Origin of the sequence: Bacillus sp. PK3_68, from assembly GCF_003600835.1 — a bacterium.
Lineage (GTDB): Bacteria > Bacillota > Bacilli > Bacillales > Domibacillaceae > Pseudobacillus.
The window spans coordinates 1,110,936-1,126,069 of the sequence record NZ_NQYC01000001.1 but is presented as its reverse complement, the minus strand read 5'-3'; the positions used below and the strand labels follow the sequence as shown (position 1 = coordinate 1,126,069).

15 protein-coding genes are annotated in these 15,134 nt (G+C 43.1%); 11 read left to right on the top strand and 4 right to left on the bottom strand.

Features of this window, described 5'->3' with window-relative positions; genetic code table 11:
* Window positions 1-71 precede the first annotated feature (71 nt).
* The 4 genes from CJ483_RS05885 (at window position 72) to CJ483_RS05870 (ending at window position 3,924) form a co-directional block, all read left to right on the top strand.
* Window positions 72-761, top strand: coding sequence for an MgtC/SapB family protein (locus tag CJ483_RS05885; RefSeq protein ID WP_120032860.1), 690 nt, complete (start codon window positions 72-74; stop codon window positions 759-761).
* Window positions 762-919: 158 nt separating this feature from the next.
* Window positions 920-2,125, top strand: a complete 1,206-nt coding sequence (gene spoIVB, locus CJ483_RS05880) for a SpoIVB peptidase (RefSeq protein WP_259455577.1) — start codon at window positions 920-922, stop codon at window positions 2,123-2,125.
* A 185-nt stretch (window positions 2,126-2,310) separates the two neighbouring features.
* Complete coding sequence (gene spo0A, locus CJ483_RS05875) at window positions 2,311-3,099, top strand: sporulation transcription factor Spo0A (RefSeq protein WP_120032853.1); 789 nt, start codon at window positions 2,311-2,313, stop codon at window positions 3,097-3,099.
* Between the two features lie 90 nt (window positions 3,100-3,189).
* A complete protein-coding gene (locus CJ483_RS05870; RefSeq protein ID WP_120032850.1) occupies window positions 3,190-3,924 on the top strand; it encodes a glycerophosphodiester phosphodiesterase in 735 nt (244 codons plus the stop codon).
* A gap of 51 nt (window positions 3,925-3,975) precedes the next feature.
* Here the strand turns inward: CJ483_RS05870 and CJ483_RS05865 are convergent, their stop codons facing one another.
* On the bottom strand, window positions 3,976-4,212 hold the full coding sequence (locus tag CJ483_RS05865) for a DUF2627 domain-containing protein (protein WP_120032847.1): 237 nt from the start codon (window positions 4,210-4,212) through the stop codon (window positions 3,976-3,978).
* A gap of 131 nt (window positions 4,213-4,343) precedes the next feature.
* On the opposite strand from CJ483_RS05865, the gene CJ483_RS05860 reads away from it, so the two are divergent.
* The 7 genes from CJ483_RS05860 to CJ483_RS05830 all read left to right on the top strand — a co-directional run bounded on the left by CJ483_RS05860 (window position 4,344) and on the right by CJ483_RS05830 (window position 12,870).
* Entirely contained in the window at window positions 4,344-6,404 is a 2,061-nt protein-coding gene (locus CJ483_RS05860; protein WP_120032844.1) for a sigma-54 interaction domain-containing protein, read from the top strand.
* Between the two features lie 149 nt (window positions 6,405-6,553).
* Window positions 6,554-7,654 (top strand): branched-chain amino acid dehydrogenase, encoded by a 1,101-nt coding sequence (gene bcd, locus CJ483_RS05855; RefSeq protein ID WP_120032840.1) that lies wholly within the window; start codon window positions 6,554-6,556, stop codon window positions 7,652-7,654.
* 21 nt (window positions 7,655-7,675) lie between these two features.
* Window positions 7,676-7,933, top strand: a complete 258-nt coding sequence (locus tag CJ483_RS05850) for a hypothetical protein (RefSeq protein WP_120032837.1) — start codon at window positions 7,676-7,678, stop codon at window positions 7,931-7,933.
* Between the two features lie 199 nt (window positions 7,934-8,132).
* Window positions 8,133-9,557: a dihydrolipoyl dehydrogenase gene (gene lpdA / locus CJ483_RS05845; RefSeq protein ID WP_120032834.1), complete on the top strand. Its 1,425-nt coding sequence runs from the start codon at window positions 8,133-8,135 to the stop codon at window positions 9,555-9,557.
* A gap of 27 nt (window positions 9,558-9,584) precedes the next feature.
* Window positions 9,585-10,583 carry a thiamine pyrophosphate-dependent dehydrogenase E1 component subunit alpha gene (locus CJ483_RS05840; protein ID WP_120032831.1) on the top strand — a complete coding sequence of 333 codons (999 nt, stop codon included), beginning with the start codon at window positions 9,585-9,587 and terminating at the stop codon, window positions 10,581-10,583.
* A 12-nt stretch (window positions 10,584-10,595) separates the two neighbouring features.
* Window positions 10,596-11,579 (top strand): alpha-ketoacid dehydrogenase subunit beta, encoded by a 984-nt coding sequence (locus CJ483_RS05835; RefSeq protein ID WP_120032828.1) that lies wholly within the window; start codon window positions 10,596-10,598, stop codon window positions 11,577-11,579.
* 28 nt (window positions 11,580-11,607) lie between these two features.
* A complete protein-coding gene (locus tag CJ483_RS05830; RefSeq protein WP_120032825.1) occupies window positions 11,608-12,870 on the top strand; it encodes a dihydrolipoamide acetyltransferase family protein in 1,263 nt (420 codons plus the stop codon).
* Between the two features lie 39 nt (window positions 12,871-12,909).
* Here CJ483_RS05830 and CJ483_RS05825 read toward each other — a convergent pair whose 3' ends face one another.
* The 3 genes from CJ483_RS05825 to CJ483_RS05815 all read right to left on the bottom strand — a co-directional run bounded on the left by CJ483_RS05825 (window position 12,910) and on the right by CJ483_RS05815 (window position 14,999).
* On the bottom strand, window positions 12,910-13,125 hold the full coding sequence (locus CJ483_RS05825) for a hypothetical protein (RefSeq protein WP_120032821.1): 216 nt from the start codon (window positions 13,123-13,125) through the stop codon (window positions 12,910-12,912).
* Window positions 13,122-14,027 (bottom strand): helix-turn-helix domain-containing protein, encoded by a 906-nt coding sequence (locus CJ483_RS05820; RefSeq protein ID WP_120032819.1) that lies wholly within the window; start codon window positions 14,025-14,027, stop codon window positions 13,122-13,124. The genes CJ483_RS05825 and CJ483_RS05820 overlap by 4 nt, the downstream gene beginning before the upstream one ends.
* A gap of 111 nt (window positions 14,028-14,138) precedes the next feature.
* A complete protein-coding gene (locus tag CJ483_RS05815) occupies window positions 14,139-14,999 on the bottom strand; it encodes a DUF1002 domain-containing protein (RefSeq protein WP_120032815.1) in 861 nt (286 codons plus the stop codon).
* Window positions 15,000-15,134: the final 135 nt, after the last annotated feature.

Sequence of the window (15,134 nt, the reverse complement as noted above, 5' to 3'; positions counted from 1 at the left end):
TTTAGAGCATCTCGGAAAGAGATATAAAAGTCCAATCGATATGGTTACGTCGGCAAAGGAGAAGGGGAGATATGTTTATAGCGGTAAGTGATTTTGTGTTTAATTTGGGTGTTGCTACTATTTTATCCATGATCATGGGATTGGAGAGAGAAATCAAGAAAAAGCCTCTCGGTTTAAAAACATGCGTCGTTATCGGAATTACCAGTTGTTTGCTTACCGATGTTTCCATTGAGGCGGCTAATCATTTCGCTATTCCTTACGAAAAACCAATGGATCCGCTCAGGCTTGCTGCCCAAATTGTATCAGGAATTGGTTTTTTGGGAGCAGGTGTTATTTTAAGAAGGAACAACGATATCATTTCCGGACTGACTACCGCAGCCATTGTTTGGGGAGCCGGAGCGATTGGCATTGCCTGCGGGGCCGGCTTTTGGATGGAGGCCATCATTTCCACCTGTCTAATTATTATTAGTGTAGAAATTTTTCCGGTTATATTTAAATGGATTGGTCCTAAATCCTTAACGGAAAAGCAATTAAAGGTAAAAATTATCGTTGATAATGATGATAAAATGACTGAAATACTCAAACAAATGAAACAGAAGGGCATGAAAGCCCATAAAGTTCGGATTAAAGATGTGCAAGAAGGAACGCTCCAACAATTGGATTTAACAATTTTGGTGAATGAGAAATTGTACGCCACTGATGTCTATCATGAGTTGAAACAAATAAAACACGTCATCAGTGTAGAAATGGAAGCACTTTGATCGCCTGCCCTATGCAGGCTTATTTTTTTTGCTCTTTTTCATTGTCAGTCGCACCCAACTGTGGGCAGCTTTTTACGTAATAATTGACGCTCTTCAAGGAAAAAGTATAGATACAGCCGGCAAGTCGGGCTTGATTAGAAGCGAGGAGAGTGAACGGTTTGAACAAGTATACATTCAATACAATCACTGGTGGAATTCTCCTTGTTTCATTTGTAGTATGTTTCGTTATTTCTTCTTTTATAAATAGCGTTTATGCTGCAGGCATCGGACATTCAGAAAAAGATAAAACCTCAGCGGCAGCAGACTATACGCTTAATGATGAAGCCGAGCTTTTGCAGCTGGCAGGCTTTCCAGAGAAAAATGAAAAAGCAGCAGCAGCTAGCAAAATCCGTGTTATTCCAGGAGGGCAATCAATCGGCATTAAATTGAATACATTTGGTGTCCTTGTTGTTGGCCATCATCTTGTGGAAACTGTTGGCGGCAAGCAGTCGCCGGGAGAAAAAGCAGGAATTAGGATTGGCGATATGATTACAGAGATCAACGGAAAAAAAATTAAAAAAATGCAGGACATCAGCGCATTTGTTCAACGGGCGGGACAAGAGGCTACACCGCTCCAAGTGACAATACGCAGGAATCAAAAAGTTGTTCATACGGAATTAAAGCCGTTAAAGGATAAAAATGAACAATCATTTAAGATCGGTTTGTATATTCGTGACTCTGCCTCAGGCATTGGAACACTCACTTTTGTAGAACCGGAGTCAGGGAAATATGGAGCATTGGGACATGTCATTGCCGATGCAGATACAAAAAAACCAATTATCGTTCAAGGTGGAGAAATTGTAAAATCAAAAGTGACGTCCATTGAAAAAGGCCGCAATGGCAACCCGGGTGAAAAGCTGGCTCAGTTTTCGACCGGCCAAAAAAAGCTGGGTGATATTAAAAGAAACAGTCCATACGGCATATTTGGACGCTTAAACCAGCCGATTTCCAATAATTTAGTGAAGAAATCTTATCCAGTTGCTTTGTCTCATGAGGTGAAAGAGGGACCAGCTAAAATTTTAACAGTTATAAACGGGGAAAAAGTGGAGTGGTATGATATAGAAATCGTGAGCACCATCCCCCAAAAATATCCTGCAACAAAAGGGATGGTTTTAAAGGTGACAGATAAGCGGCTTCTTGACAAAACAGGAGGAATTGTTCAAGGGATGAGCGGAAGCCCCATTATTCAAAATGGAAAAGTGATTGGTGCGGTCACACATGTGTTTGTCAATGACCCTACATCAGGATACGGTGTTCACATTGAATGGATGCTCAATGAGGCAGGGGTTTCCTTGACGGGAACAGAGAAGAGTGAAGCGAGCTAAACAAGCGGAGCAATCCGCTTGTTTTTTTATAAATGAAAATGGAAGAAATTCGTCGAAAATAAAAGAAAATCAACGAAAAAATATATATTATTAAAATTTAAAGGAAATCATTTCCCTTTGTCGAAAAAACTATTAGAATAAATGTACACTTGCGAGAGAGCAAACGGATGGGGAGGAATTTAACTATGTCTAAAATAAAAGTAGCTATTGTTGATGATAACCGGGATCTTGTGAATATGCTTGAAGAGTACATCTCTTCTCAGGAGGACATGGAAGTCACAGGAAGGGCGAGCAATGGACAAGACTGTTTGGATATGCTGCCTGACGCTAAGCCAGACGTACTCATTCTGGATATTATCATGCCTCACGTCGATGGATTGGCCGTTTTGGAAAGAATGAGAGATCTTGAACTTGAAACGGTTCCTAATGTAATCATGCTAACGGCTTTTGGACAGGAGGATGTTACGAAAAAGGCGGTGGAGCTCGGTGCCTCCTATTTTATGCTGAAACCATTTGATATTGAGAGTTTGTTTAATCATATCCGCCAGGTAAGCGGTAAAGAAAACTCGATGATGCGGCGTTCGTCGCAAGAAACATTAAAACAACCAGCAAAAAAGGCGGTTAATCTTGATGCAAGCATCACAAGCATCATTCATGAAATCGGTGTGCCCGCCCATATTAAGGGATATATGTATTTGCGTGAAGCTATATCTATGGTATATAACGACATTGAACTGCTTGGGTCTATTACCAAAGTTCTTTATCCAGATATTGCAAAAAAATATAATACAACGGCCAGCCGTGTAGAGCGGGCGATTCGTCATGCGATTGAAGTGGCTTGGAGCCGGGGGAATATTGATTCAATCTCTAGTTTGTTTGGCTATACTGTCTCCATGACAAAAGCTAAACCAACCAACTCGGAATTTATTGCCATGGTAGCAGATAAGCTCCGTCTCGAACATAAAGCTTCTTGAAAGCGAAAGGATGCTAATAATACCCGTAAGTAAAGCCGCCTGCTAAGTTCGTGGTACATAGCAGAAGGTAGAGAAAAAGGATGTGTTTCTATGACCGCTATCTTTGCTCATCGCGGCTTTTCTGCAATAGCTCCCGAAAACACACTAGCCGCTTTTAAAGCGGCAGAAGCAGCAGGAGCTGATGGCATTGAACTAGATGTTCAGCTGACAAAAGATGGACGTCTTGCTGTCATTCATGATGAGAAGTTAAACCGCACGACAAATGGTCAAGGCTATGTGAAAGACTGGGAATGGAAAGACCTGTCACAGTTAGAAGCGAAATATAAGTTTCCAGAAGCCGTTCATGACATTGGCATTCCGCTTTTGGAAGATGTGTTTGAATGGATGCGGGAAAATGAACTTATTTGTAATATCGAGTTAAAAAATAATGAGTTTCCCTACAAGGGAATGGAAGAAAAAGTGATTCGGCTCATCCGTCAATTTAACTATGAAGGCCGCGTGATTATTTCCTCTTTTAACCATTACTCGCTAACTTATGTATACCAGCTCGCACCGGATTTAGAGACCGCAGCTCTTTATTCTGCCCATCTTTACATGCCATGGAAATATGCTGAGGCTATTCGGGCGGGAGCTATTCATCCGAATATTCGCACAGTCAAAGATGAGATTATCCGTTCAGCCGTTGAGAATGGTATTCATATTCGGCCTTATACAGTCAATAAAGAAAAGCAAATCCGCTGGCTAATTGAAGAAGGCTGCTCCGGTCTGATTACTGATGACCCGAAAACAGCTTTATCTATTCGAGACAGTGTGTTAGATGTGTAAAAAAGCTCCTTATGCGTTACCTGCCAAAAAGCAGAAACACATAAGGAGCTTTCATTTGTCTTTAAATCGGTTTTGTACTTTATTGTTTTTTCGATCCCTGTAGAAAATAAAGCCAGCAACAAATCCCAGCCCGCCAACAAATAGAACGAGGCCAATCAGAAACTGCAGCCATAGAAACGGAAAAGGAGGCTGCAGTATGCCAAATAGCATATCCCTCATTAATTTTATACCAAGTCCCGCTAAGAAACCGGGGATAACTAAAACCAATAACGCCAGTAGTCGGATCATTTAGTTTTACTCCTTCAACTCTTACTCACAAAAATCATATCCTACCTATAAAATTTGTCAAGCGGGATTTACAGGTATAAAATAAGAGCATGCAAGAATTTGCAGGCTGAAAGAAAGCGGGGGATGGCTTCATGCAAACAGCTTTAATTATTGGCGGTGGACAAGGCGGCCTTTCAGTTTTAAAAATATTGATGGACAGCCAAATGATGAAAGTAATAGCGGTGGCAGATGTAGATAAGGGGGCCCCGGCTATTCGTTTGGCACGGGAGATGGGGATTTCGACAGGGCAGAATTGGCAGTCATTCATGAAAAAACAGCCCGATGTCATTATTGAAGTAACCGGAGACAGCTGTATATTCGAAGCAGTTCGCCAATATGATCCCAATGCTGTTGTGATTCCAGGTAGTGTCGCTTATATACTGGCTCAGCTCCTTAAACAAAAAGAGGAACTAATTATGCGGCTGAAAAATCAGTCGTATCAATATGACGTCATCTTTGAATCCATTGATGAAGGAATGATCGTCATCGACCAGACAGAAAAGATTATCCTGTTCAATAAAAGTGCGGAACGTATTCTCGGGGTTAGGAAGCAGAACGCCATTGGGCAGCATGTGACGGAAATTGTACCGAACAGCCGCTTGCCGGAAGTGTTAAAACATAAACAGGCGGAAATTAACAGGGAACAAAAGTTGACAGAGAATGAGAAGATTATTACATCGCGGTTCCCAATGATCACAGCAGAAGGAAAGGTCATTGGAGCTTTTTCTATTTTTAAAGACATTACCGAAGTTGTTAATCTGGCTGAGGAGATCACTAATCTCAAGGAAATTCAAACGATGCTTAAGGCGATTATTTTTTCTAGTGATGACGCCATTTCAGTAGTAGACGAAAAAGGAAGAGGTTTGCTCATTAATCCGGCGTACACGAGATTAACCGGTCTCAGTAAAAAAGAGGTGATTGGAAAGCCCGCGACCATCGATATCTCAGAGGGAGACAGCGTGCATTTGCAAGTGCTTGCCAAGAAACAGCCAGTACGTGGTGTGAAAATGTATGTCGGTCCTAAAAAAAAGGAAGTCGTTGTAAATGTCGCCCCTATTCTTGTAGATGATAAGCTGAAAGGCAGCGTAGGCGTTATCCACGATTTAACAGAAATTCAATCGTTAACGAAAGAACTCGACCGTGCAAGACAAATTATTCGTACACTGGAAGCAAAGTATACATTTGAGGAAATCATTGGCTGTTCTGAAGAAATGAAAGTTGCTGTGGAACAGGCGAAAGCTGGAGCGAATACACCGGCAACCGTTTTGTTAAGAGGGGAGTCTGGGACTGGAAAAGAATTATTTGCTCACGCCATTCACAATGCTAGTGATCGCCGCTACAATAAATTTATCCGTGTTAACTGTGCAGCTCTCACAGAATCATTATTGGAGAGCGAGCTGTTTGGCTATGAAGATGGAGCTTTTTCAGGTGCCCGTCGCGGCGGCAAAAGGGGATTATTTGAAGAGGCAAATAACGGAAGTATTTTTCTCGATGAAATTGGTGAGTTAAGCGCCAACATGCAGGCAAAACTTTTGCGTGTGTTGCAAGAGCAAGAGATTGTTCGAGTGGGTGGAGCAAAATCTATCGCTGTTAATGTGCGGGTTATTGCGGCTACAAATGTTAATTTAGAAAAAGCGATGGCGGAGGGGACATTCCGTGAAGATTTATATTACCGGCTTAACCGGATGCCTATACATATTCCCCCACTTCGCAATCGAAAGGTAGATATCCCGCTTTTGTGTGAACGGCTCATCGCAAAGATCAATCAGGATTACGGAAGAAATGTCGAAGGAGTAACTTCTGAAGCAATGGAACGGTTGATGAACTATTCTTGGCCAGGTAACGTGCGGGAATTAGAGAATGTTTTGGGCAGAGCGATGATTTTCCTAAATTACAGCGACAGTTTCATTGATGCAGCTGCTCTGCCGCCGTTGTTGGAGGGAAAAAAGGAAATGAGCAGCATAGGAGATGAGTGGCGGGATGCTGGCAATCAAAAAGGGCATTCACTGCAAGAAATGCTGGATCTCTATGAAAAAGAAATCCTCCAATCACGCTTGGCTAAAAATAATGGAAATAAAACGGCAGCAGCTAAAGAATTAAAAATCTCCATTAGGAATTTATACTACAAGCTAGAAAAGTATCAGTTGCATTGAATTGCCTGCAAAAAATTGCACGGTATGCAAGCAACTGCAGAGAACGAATTGGAAAATAAAGCGTTTTCATAAAGGTGTTAGTGGCATAAGAATTGCATTATTAAGGTCAGACAGAGAATGTTAACGACTTAGAATAAGGAGGATGAACAATGGAAATTTTTAAATATATGAAAACATATGATTATGAACAGCTCGTATTTTGCCAAGATGAGGTATCGGGGTTAAAAGCAATTATCGCTATACATGATACAACATTAGGACCTGCGCTTGGCGGCACAAGAATGTGGACCTATGCATCGGAAGAAGCAGCTATTGAAGATGCTCTTCGTCTGGCACGAGGCATGACATATAAAAATGCAGCCGCAGGCTTAAATTTGGGCGGCGGGAAAGCGGTGATTATTGGTGATCCCCGCAAAGATAAAAATGAAGAAATGTTCCGGGCGTTCGGCCGGTATATCCAAGGGTTAAATGGTCGGTACATTACAGCTGAAGATGTTGGTACAACAGTAGAAGATATGGATATCATCCATGAGGAGACAGATTATGTCACGGGGATCTCTCCTGCTTTCGGTTCCTCTGGCAATCCTTCGCCGGTTACCGCTTATGGTTGCTTTGTCGGTATGCAAGCAGCAGCCAAAGAGGCTTTTGGCACAGACTCACTCGAAGGTCTCACTGTTTCGGTGCAAGGAGTAGGAAATGTCGCTTATCATTTATGCCGGCATTTACATGAGGCGGGAGCCAAGCTAATTGTAACGGATATTAATAAGGAGGCAGTAAAGCGGGCTGTCGATGAGTTTGGTGCTGTAGCGGTGAATACTGATGAAATTTATGGGGTCGAGGCCGATATTTTTGCTCCATGTGCTCTTGGAGCAGTAATTAATTCATCCACTATTCCTCAATTGAAAGTAAAAGTGGTCGCCGGCTCTGCCAATAATCAATTAAAAGAAAACAAAGACGGTGACGAACTGCATGAACGTGGCATTATTTATGCTCCTGATTATGTAATTAATGCCGGCGGTGTAATTAATGTGGCGGATGAACTGAATGGTTACAATCGGGAGCGCGCCATGAAAAAGGTTGAGCAGATTTATCATAACATTGAAAGAACCATTAATATTTCCAAGCGTGATCACATTCCAACCTACCAGGCGGCGGATCGCATGGCTGAAGAGCGAATTCAGAAAATGGGCAAGGCAAGAAATCAATTCTTATTGAATGGCCATCACATTTTATCAAGACGGAAACATTAATTGAGAAGCGGAGGGGTGCTCTTGCAAGCAAAAGCATTCCGCATGCTCGTTATGTATGTATCTAAAGAAGAAGTGATAGCGGGCGTGTTTAATAATCAAATAGCCGTATTTGAACAAGCTTTTCCATATGAAAAGAAGACGCCGGCGGAGCTGTGTCTTCATTTGCTGGCTTCACTTGATAGAGAAGGAATGAACCTTTCAAAGCTTCAGGTCGTTTGTGTACCGAGATCGTTGGATACAACCCTGGAAGATGGGAAGAAAGAAGTCGACTATGGGTAAATATGGCCTGTTATATCTCAGGCCAATTAAACATCCCTGCTTATTTTGTGGTTTTCAGTCAACTCCCACAAACAAGATGCAAATATTCCACTTACCAAGGGGATCGCTATTTACTCTCTTTGGCAGAGCAGACCCTTTTCATCTTAACGGGGGATGATTAATATACTAGGTATGGACCAGAGAAAGAGGAGGAGAAGATTTGGCTGAAGAATATGATTTAGTTATTCTTGGCGGAGGAACGGGCGGATATGTTGCTGCGATTCGTGCGGCACAGCTTGGTTTAAAAACAGCAATTGTAGAAAAAAGCAAGCTCGGAGGGACATGCCTTCATAAAGGGTGCATACCGTCTAAAGCCCTGCTGAGAAGTGCAGAGGTATTTAAGACTGCCAAAAAAAGTGAAGAGTTTGGAGTAACAACAGGCAGCGTAACGTTAAATTTTGCAAGGGTACAAAAGCGGAAGCAGGACATTGTAGATACGCTTTACAGCGGTGTGCAAGGATTAATGAAAAAAAATAAGATTGATATATATGAAGGGTTTGGTCGCATTTTAGGTCCATCTATCTTCTCCCCGATGCCAGGAACGGTGTCGGTTGAAATGAATGACGGAACCGACAATCCCATGCTTATTCCTAAAAATGTTATCATTGCAACAGGCTCCCGTCCGCGTTCTCTGCCGGATCTTCCTTTTGATGGGGAAACCATTTTATCTTCTGACGATGCATTAGCGCTTGAAAGCCTTCCAGCATCAGTCATTATTGTCGGAGGGGGCGTAATCGGCATTGAGTGGGCTTCTATGCTTGTTGATTTTGGAGTCAAAGTAACGGTTCTTGAATATGCAGATCGAATTCTACCAACAGAAGATATGGAAATTTCCAAGGAAATGGAGCGCTTGCTCAAAAAGCGCGGAGTAGAGATAATCACTCGTGCAAAAGTGCTGGCAGAAACAGTGGAAAAACAAAATAGTTCTGTGACCATTCAAGCAGAAACGAGTGAAGGACAGAGCACTCACAAAGCAGAGAAACTGCTCGTGTCCATTGGCCGACAAGCAAACACAGAGGGCATCGGCCTTGAAAATACAGAGATTGAAGTGGAGAAAGGGACTATAGCCGTCAACGAATTTTACCAGACGAAGGAGTCTCATATTTATGCCATTGGAGATGTTATTGGCGGCTTGCAGCTTGCTCATGTGGCTTCTCATGAAGGGATAACGGCTGTTAACCATTTAGCTGGGGAAGAAGCAGACCCGATTGATTATACAATGGTGCCTAAATGTATTTATTCCAGTCCCGAAGCAGCAAGCGTCGGCTTGACAGAACAGGAAGCGAAGGAACAAGGATATGAGTTAAAAACTGGCAAGTTTTCTTTTCGTGCAATCGGAAAAGCTCTCGTCTACGGAGAAAGCGATGGCTTTGTTAAAATAGTGGCAGATAAAGAGACGGATGACTTGCTTGGCGTTCATATGATTGGCCCTCATGTAACAGATATGATTTCAGAAGCGGGTCTCGCCCGTGTACTTGATGCAGCTTCATGGGAAGTGAGTCATGCGATTCATCCGCACCCAACGCTTAGTGAAGCGATCGGGGAAGCGGCTCTTGCTGTGGAAGGTAAGGCCATTCATTCATAAGGATAGAAAGAAGGGAGAGAAATAGCTATGGCTGAAAATCGTCACACTGCGATAGGATTAAGTGATACAACAGTGCTGGAAATGTATGAAACAATGCTGCTTGCCCGCAGGATTGATGAGCGGATGTGGCTTCTTAACCGTTCAGGAAAAATTCCTTTCGTTATTTCCTGCCAAGGTCAAGAAGCGGCACAAGTAGGAGCGGCTTTTGCCCTCGATAAACAAAAGGATTATGTGCTGCCGTATTATAGAGATATGGGAGTCGTACTAACCTTTGGAATGACAGCAAAGGACCTGATGCTTTCTGGTTTTGCAAAAGCAGAAGATCCTAATTCGGCCGGCCGTCAAATGCCTGGGCATTTTGGCCAAAAGAAAAATCGAATTGTAACAGGGTCTTCCCCGGTTACTACCCAAGTTCCTCATGCAGTTGGAATCGCCTTGGGAGGGAAGATGGAAAAAGAGGACATCGTTGCTTTCGTTACTTTTGGAGAAGGTTCCTCCAACCAGGGGGATTTTCACGAGGGAGCCAACTTTGCCGGTGTGCATAAATTGCCTGTTATTTTTATGTGCGAAAATAATAAATATGCGATCTCAGTGCCTGTAGAGAAGCAACTGGCATGTGAAAACGTTGCTGATCGGGCGCAGGGATACGGCATGCCTGGCTTTACCATCGATGGAAATGATCCGATAGAAGTATATAAATATGTAAAAGAAGCGGCAGATCGGGCGCGGCGCGGAGAAGGCCCAACGTTGATCGAGACAGTCTCCTACCGTTTAACAGCCCATTCATCAGACGACGATGACCGTACTTACCGCTCACCGGATGAAGTGGAAAGAGCAAAATCAAATGACCCAATCATCACGTTTGGCAATTACCTGAGAGAGACGGGTGTGCTGAATGATGAAATTGAAAAAGAAATTAATGATCGCATTATGAAAGAAGTCAATGAAGCGACCGATTATGCTGAAAATGCACCGTATGCAAATCCGGAAGATGCATTGACTTACGTATATGCGGAGAAGCAATAGGGGGAGAAAAGGATGCCGGTAATTTCTTATATAGATGCGGTTACAATGGCGATGCGCGAAGAAATGGAACGGGATCCGAGAGTATTTGTTCTCGGGGAAGACGTCGGAAAAAAGGGCGGTGTCTTCAAGGCGACAGCCGGTTTGCATGAGCGGTTCGGAGAAGATCGTGTAATGGATACGCCGCTTGCAGAATCGGCGATTGCGGGAGTAGGCATTGGCGCAGCGATGTATGGTATGCGGCCCATTGCTGAAATGCAGTTTGCTGATTTCATTATGCCGGCTGTGAATCAAATTATCTCAGAGGCAGCCCGCATTCGCTATCGCTCGAATAATGACTGGAGCTGTCCGATTGTCATTCGGGCGCCATATGGCGGCGGAGTGCATGGGGCCTTGTATCACTCTCAATCAGTGGAAGCAGTATTTGCCAATCAGCCAGGCTTAAAGATTGTTATGCCTTCCACTCCTTATGACGTAAAAGGCTTGTTGAAAGCAGCTATCCGCGATGAAGACCCTGTCTTGTTCTTTGAACACAAGCGGGCTTACCGGTTAATTAAAGGAGAAGTGCCTACAGAGGACTATGTACTCCCGATCGGCAAAGCGGATACTAAACGCAAGGGAGAAGACATTACCGTCATTACTTATGGACTGTGTGTCCACTTTGCTATGCAAGCGGCAGAGAAATTAGCAAAGGATGGAATCGAAGCAGAAATACTTGATCTTCGTACCGTTTATCCACTTGACAAAGAAGCAATTTGTGAAGCAGCAAAGAAAACGGGAAAAGTTCTGTTGATCACGGAGGACAATAAAGAAGGCAGCATAATGAGTGAGGTAGCGGCCATTATTGCCGAGAACTGCCTGTTTGATCTCGACGCTCCTGTTAAACGATTGGCAGGCCCTGATGTGCCAGCAATGCCTTATGCACCGACTATGGAGAAGTTTTTCATGATGAACCCGGACAAAGTAGAAAAAGCTATGCGGGAATTGGCCGAGTTTTAAGGCGAACATAGAGAGAGGAGGTTTTTTTGTGGCAATAGAACAAGTAACGATGCCCCAGCTTGGGGAAAGCGTCACTGAAGGTACCATTAGCAAATGGCTTGTCCAGCCGGGGGATCATGTGAACAAATACGACCCAATTGCTGAAGTGATGACAGATAAAGTAAATGCGGAAGTGCCTTCTTCCTTTACAGGCACGGTGACAGAGCTTGTAGCGGCTGAAGGTGAAACGCTCGAGGTCGGAGCCGTCATCTGCCTGATGGATATTGAAGGGGCAGGAGAGAAGAAGGAGTCATCCCTACAGGAGGCTTCTGACGCTGTCCAGTCAAAGCCGGCAGAGGAGACAGAAACGAAGGCGGAGAACAAAGCCCGGTATTCACCGGCTGTTTTAAAACTTTCCCAAGAGCATAATATTGACTTAACGCAAGTGAATGGGTCCGGAAAGGGCGGACGGATTACGCGTAAAGACTTATTGAAAATAATAGAATCCGGTGAAGTGAGAGCACCGCAGCAAATGGCTCCCCAGCCAAAAGCAGCTGCCCCAGAAAAAACAACAGCTCAAGCACAGGCAAAGCCATCGGTTTCCTCCATGCCGGGAGATATTAGCATGCCGGTGAGCGGCGTTAGAAAAGCAATTGCTGCGAATATGGTCCGTGCTAAGCAAGAAGTGCCGCATGCGTGGACGATGATGGAAGTAGATGTAACAAATCTTGTTGCTCGCCGTGACGCTTTAAAAGAAGAGTTTAAGAAGAAGGAAGGCTTTAATTTAACTTATTTTGCTTTCTTTGTGAAAGCTGTTGCTCAAGCTTTAAAAGAATTTCCACAAGTAAACTCGATGTGGGCGGGCGATGAAATTATCCAAAAGAAAGAGATTAATCTTTCCATTGCCGTGGCCACAGACGATGCTCTATTTGTCCCTGTGATCAAGCAGGCTGACGAGAAAACAATTAAAGGCATTGCCCGTGAAATTCACGAGCTGGCCGGCAAGGTTCGCTCCGGCACACTCAAGGCGGAAGATATGCAAGGGGGAACCTTCACAGTAAACAATACGGGGTCATTCGGTTCCGTGCAATCAATGGGAATTATCAATTATCCGCAAGCAGCTATCCTGCAGGTAGAGTCTATTGTAAAGCGTCCTGTTGTCATGCCGGGCGGCATGATTGCTGTGCGTGACATGGTGAATCTTTGTCTTTCATTGGATCATCGTGTGCTTGATGGACTAATCTGTGGCCGCTTTTTACAGCGTGTAAAAGAAATTTTGGAGAACATTTCAGCGGATACTTCCGTTTATTAAAAAGCAAAGGAAGCTGACCAGCTGGCGCAAGGCCAACGGTCAGCTTCCTTTTTGCTGTTTTTGTATTTGATACAGAAAGCTTGATAAGAAAATAAGCAGAAAAATGATTCCGGTTCCAGTGGAAAGCCACTCACGTTTCCCGGTATTAAATAAAGCGTGCATACTATAAGAGATGATCATATTCATGAATAAAATCACTGCTGCAACGAGAAGGCTTACAATAGCTGCTTTTAAATAAGTAACAAAAGTTATCACGGTTGCTGCTCCATCGTTAATCCTTCTTCAAAAGACAAGTTAGCCGGTTCATCGAGCAGTTCAGCTGTCACTTCCAAATTTGTCGTTGGAACAGATGTACTTACCTCTGTAAATGTAAATCCGTCCATCCATACGTGTCCGATGCCGGATAATAATACACCGAAGGAAATAACTGAACTGTCTTCTGTTACATCAAGGACAATGGAATACAGATTCCAGTCTGTACTGCCGGTAATTGGCCGGTTGTTCATATTATCGAATTGCAGCACATCTCCTGCCGCGTTGTCTACTCTCATCCACATGCCGGCAAATTGGTCAACTTTTTCTGTTTTAATGTAAGCAGATAACTTGACTCGTTTTCCAAGAAATTTAGCTGCTTTAAATTGTTGCATAATCGTAGCAAATTCGTCTGCATTTTGAACAGTGACCGATTTTAAATAACCGGAACAATTTCCTTGATGCACAACTTTCGTATCTGTTCCCAGCTCATAATGGAATGGATGACTGCCGCTTAAAAACCATCCTTTTGCCTCTTTATGATTGTCCATGTTTCCGCCTCCATTTTTGATTAAGATTGGGCCTATCAATTTGCGGTATTGCCCTGGGGGCATGTGGAACATTTTCTTGAAGGCTCTTGTAAAAGATTCCTGTGTTCCAAAATGAAAATCCAGAGCAATGCTAATGATCGGTTCGTCTGTATAACGAAGCAAAGCCGCTGCCTGGGTCAGCCTTCTGCTCCGTATATATTCCGCTATTGTCATGCCGGTTTCTTTTTGGAAGATCCGGTGAAAATGATACAAAGAAAAACCGGCATAGTCCGCTATCTTGGCGGCTGTCAGTTCGTCGGTTAAATGCGCCTCGATAAAACGAATGGTTTCTTGCAAAACAGGTTGATAATTCATTGGCTGGCCTCCTTTATAAACAGCATAAATGAAGAGAAGATTTGGTTCTTGACTTTTCTTGCTATTTTTTCAAAAAAAAGCTACCGGTGATTTTTCCGGTAGCTTCATAGCTTATTTGAATAAACCAGCGATCCAGTCAACGATTCCTTGCAAGAAATCAATAATAGACTGCAGGATGCCTTTGCCTTCATCAGAGTTTTTGAATTCGTTCCATTTTTCTTTTGCTTTGTCAATTTGCTGGTTAACCTGATCCCAATTAATATCAAGATTTTTCATTTTATCAAACAGAGCAGAAAGCTGGTCGATTTGATCCTGTGTCAGCTGAATATTTAGCTCGTTCGATACATTGTTAATAATGACTTTAATTTCTTGAATCGTTTGCGGGTTTTCCTTTGCAACTTCTTCTTTTATGCGCTGAATCAATTCAGTCGCTTGCTTTTCACCGATTTGATCGCCGAGTTTCGCTGTGGTAACCATTTCTTCATTGGCGACTTGTTTTTGTTCTTCCGGAATTTTTTCACCGGTAGACGTTTCATAGGCTTTAATCAATCCGGTGAGTGCGGCGGTACCCGATACCTCAAACGGAGCGGTAATATAAATGTCTGCATCTTTTACACCTGCTGTAGACAAAGCATTCGTATACATTTCTTTAGATACCCAGGAAATATTATTCGTCTGGACATTAATTCCGTATCCTTTTTCCTTCATCGTAATTTTACTGGATGAAAGGGCTTTTGAACCAATTTGTGCTTTCGGTATATACTCACCTAAATATTTATGCTCTTCTGCGTTGGATACGGTGACAGTAGTGACGTCAGTTGGAACGTCCATTTCTTTTAAGATTTGTTCTTTTTGAGCAGGTGATAAATTTTCGCCGAGAGTTACGATTACGTCGCCGACGGCACTGTCAGCATGCGCTATCGTGGTTAAGCTTAAAAACAATACTCCCAACCATGCGAAGATTTTTCTCATTTTTTTCTCCCCTATTTCAGTTTCCTTCGAATAAGAAGGTAAGGATAGCATAGCATGTTATCAAAAAATTTTCACGGATGGGCCATAAGAAAAAGAGATGGATGTTTTTTAATGGCTTCTCATTGATGGAAATGG

Coding starts and splice junctions, on each gene's coding strand:
- CJ483_RS05820 (WP_120032819.1), bottom strand. CDS start 14,027: ATGAATTATCAACCTGTTTTGCAAGAAACCATTCGTTTTATCGAGGCG.
- CJ483_RS05835 (WP_120032828.1), top strand. CDS start 10,596: ATGCCGGTAATTTCTTATATAGATGCGGTTACAATGGCGATGCGCGAA.
- CJ483_RS05885 (WP_120032860.1), top strand. CDS start 72: ATGTTTATAGCGGTAAGTGATTTTGTGTTTAATTTGGGTGTTGCTACT.
- CJ483_RS05865 (WP_120032847.1), bottom strand. CDS start 4,212: ATGATCCGACTACTGGCGTTATTGGTTTTAGTTATCCCCGGTTTCTTA.
- bcd (WP_120032840.1), top strand. CDS start 6,554: ATGGAAATTTTTAAATATATGAAAACATATGATTATGAACAGCTCGTA.
- CJ483_RS05840 (WP_120032831.1), top strand. CDS start 9,585: ATGGCTGAAAATCGTCACACTGCGATAGGATTAAGTGATACAACAGTG.
- CJ483_RS05860 (WP_120032844.1), top strand. CDS start 4,344: ATGCAAACAGCTTTAATTATTGGCGGTGGACAAGGCGGCCTTTCAGTT.
- CJ483_RS05870 (WP_120032850.1), top strand. CDS start 3,190: ATGACCGCTATCTTTGCTCATCGCGGCTTTTCTGCAATAGCTCCCGAA.
- CJ483_RS05815 (WP_120032815.1), bottom strand. CDS start 14,999: ATGAGAAAAATCTTCGCATGGTTGGGAGTATTGTTTTTAAGCTTAACC.
- spo0A (WP_120032853.1), top strand. CDS start 2,311: ATGTCTAAAATAAAAGTAGCTATTGTTGATGATAACCGGGATCTTGTG.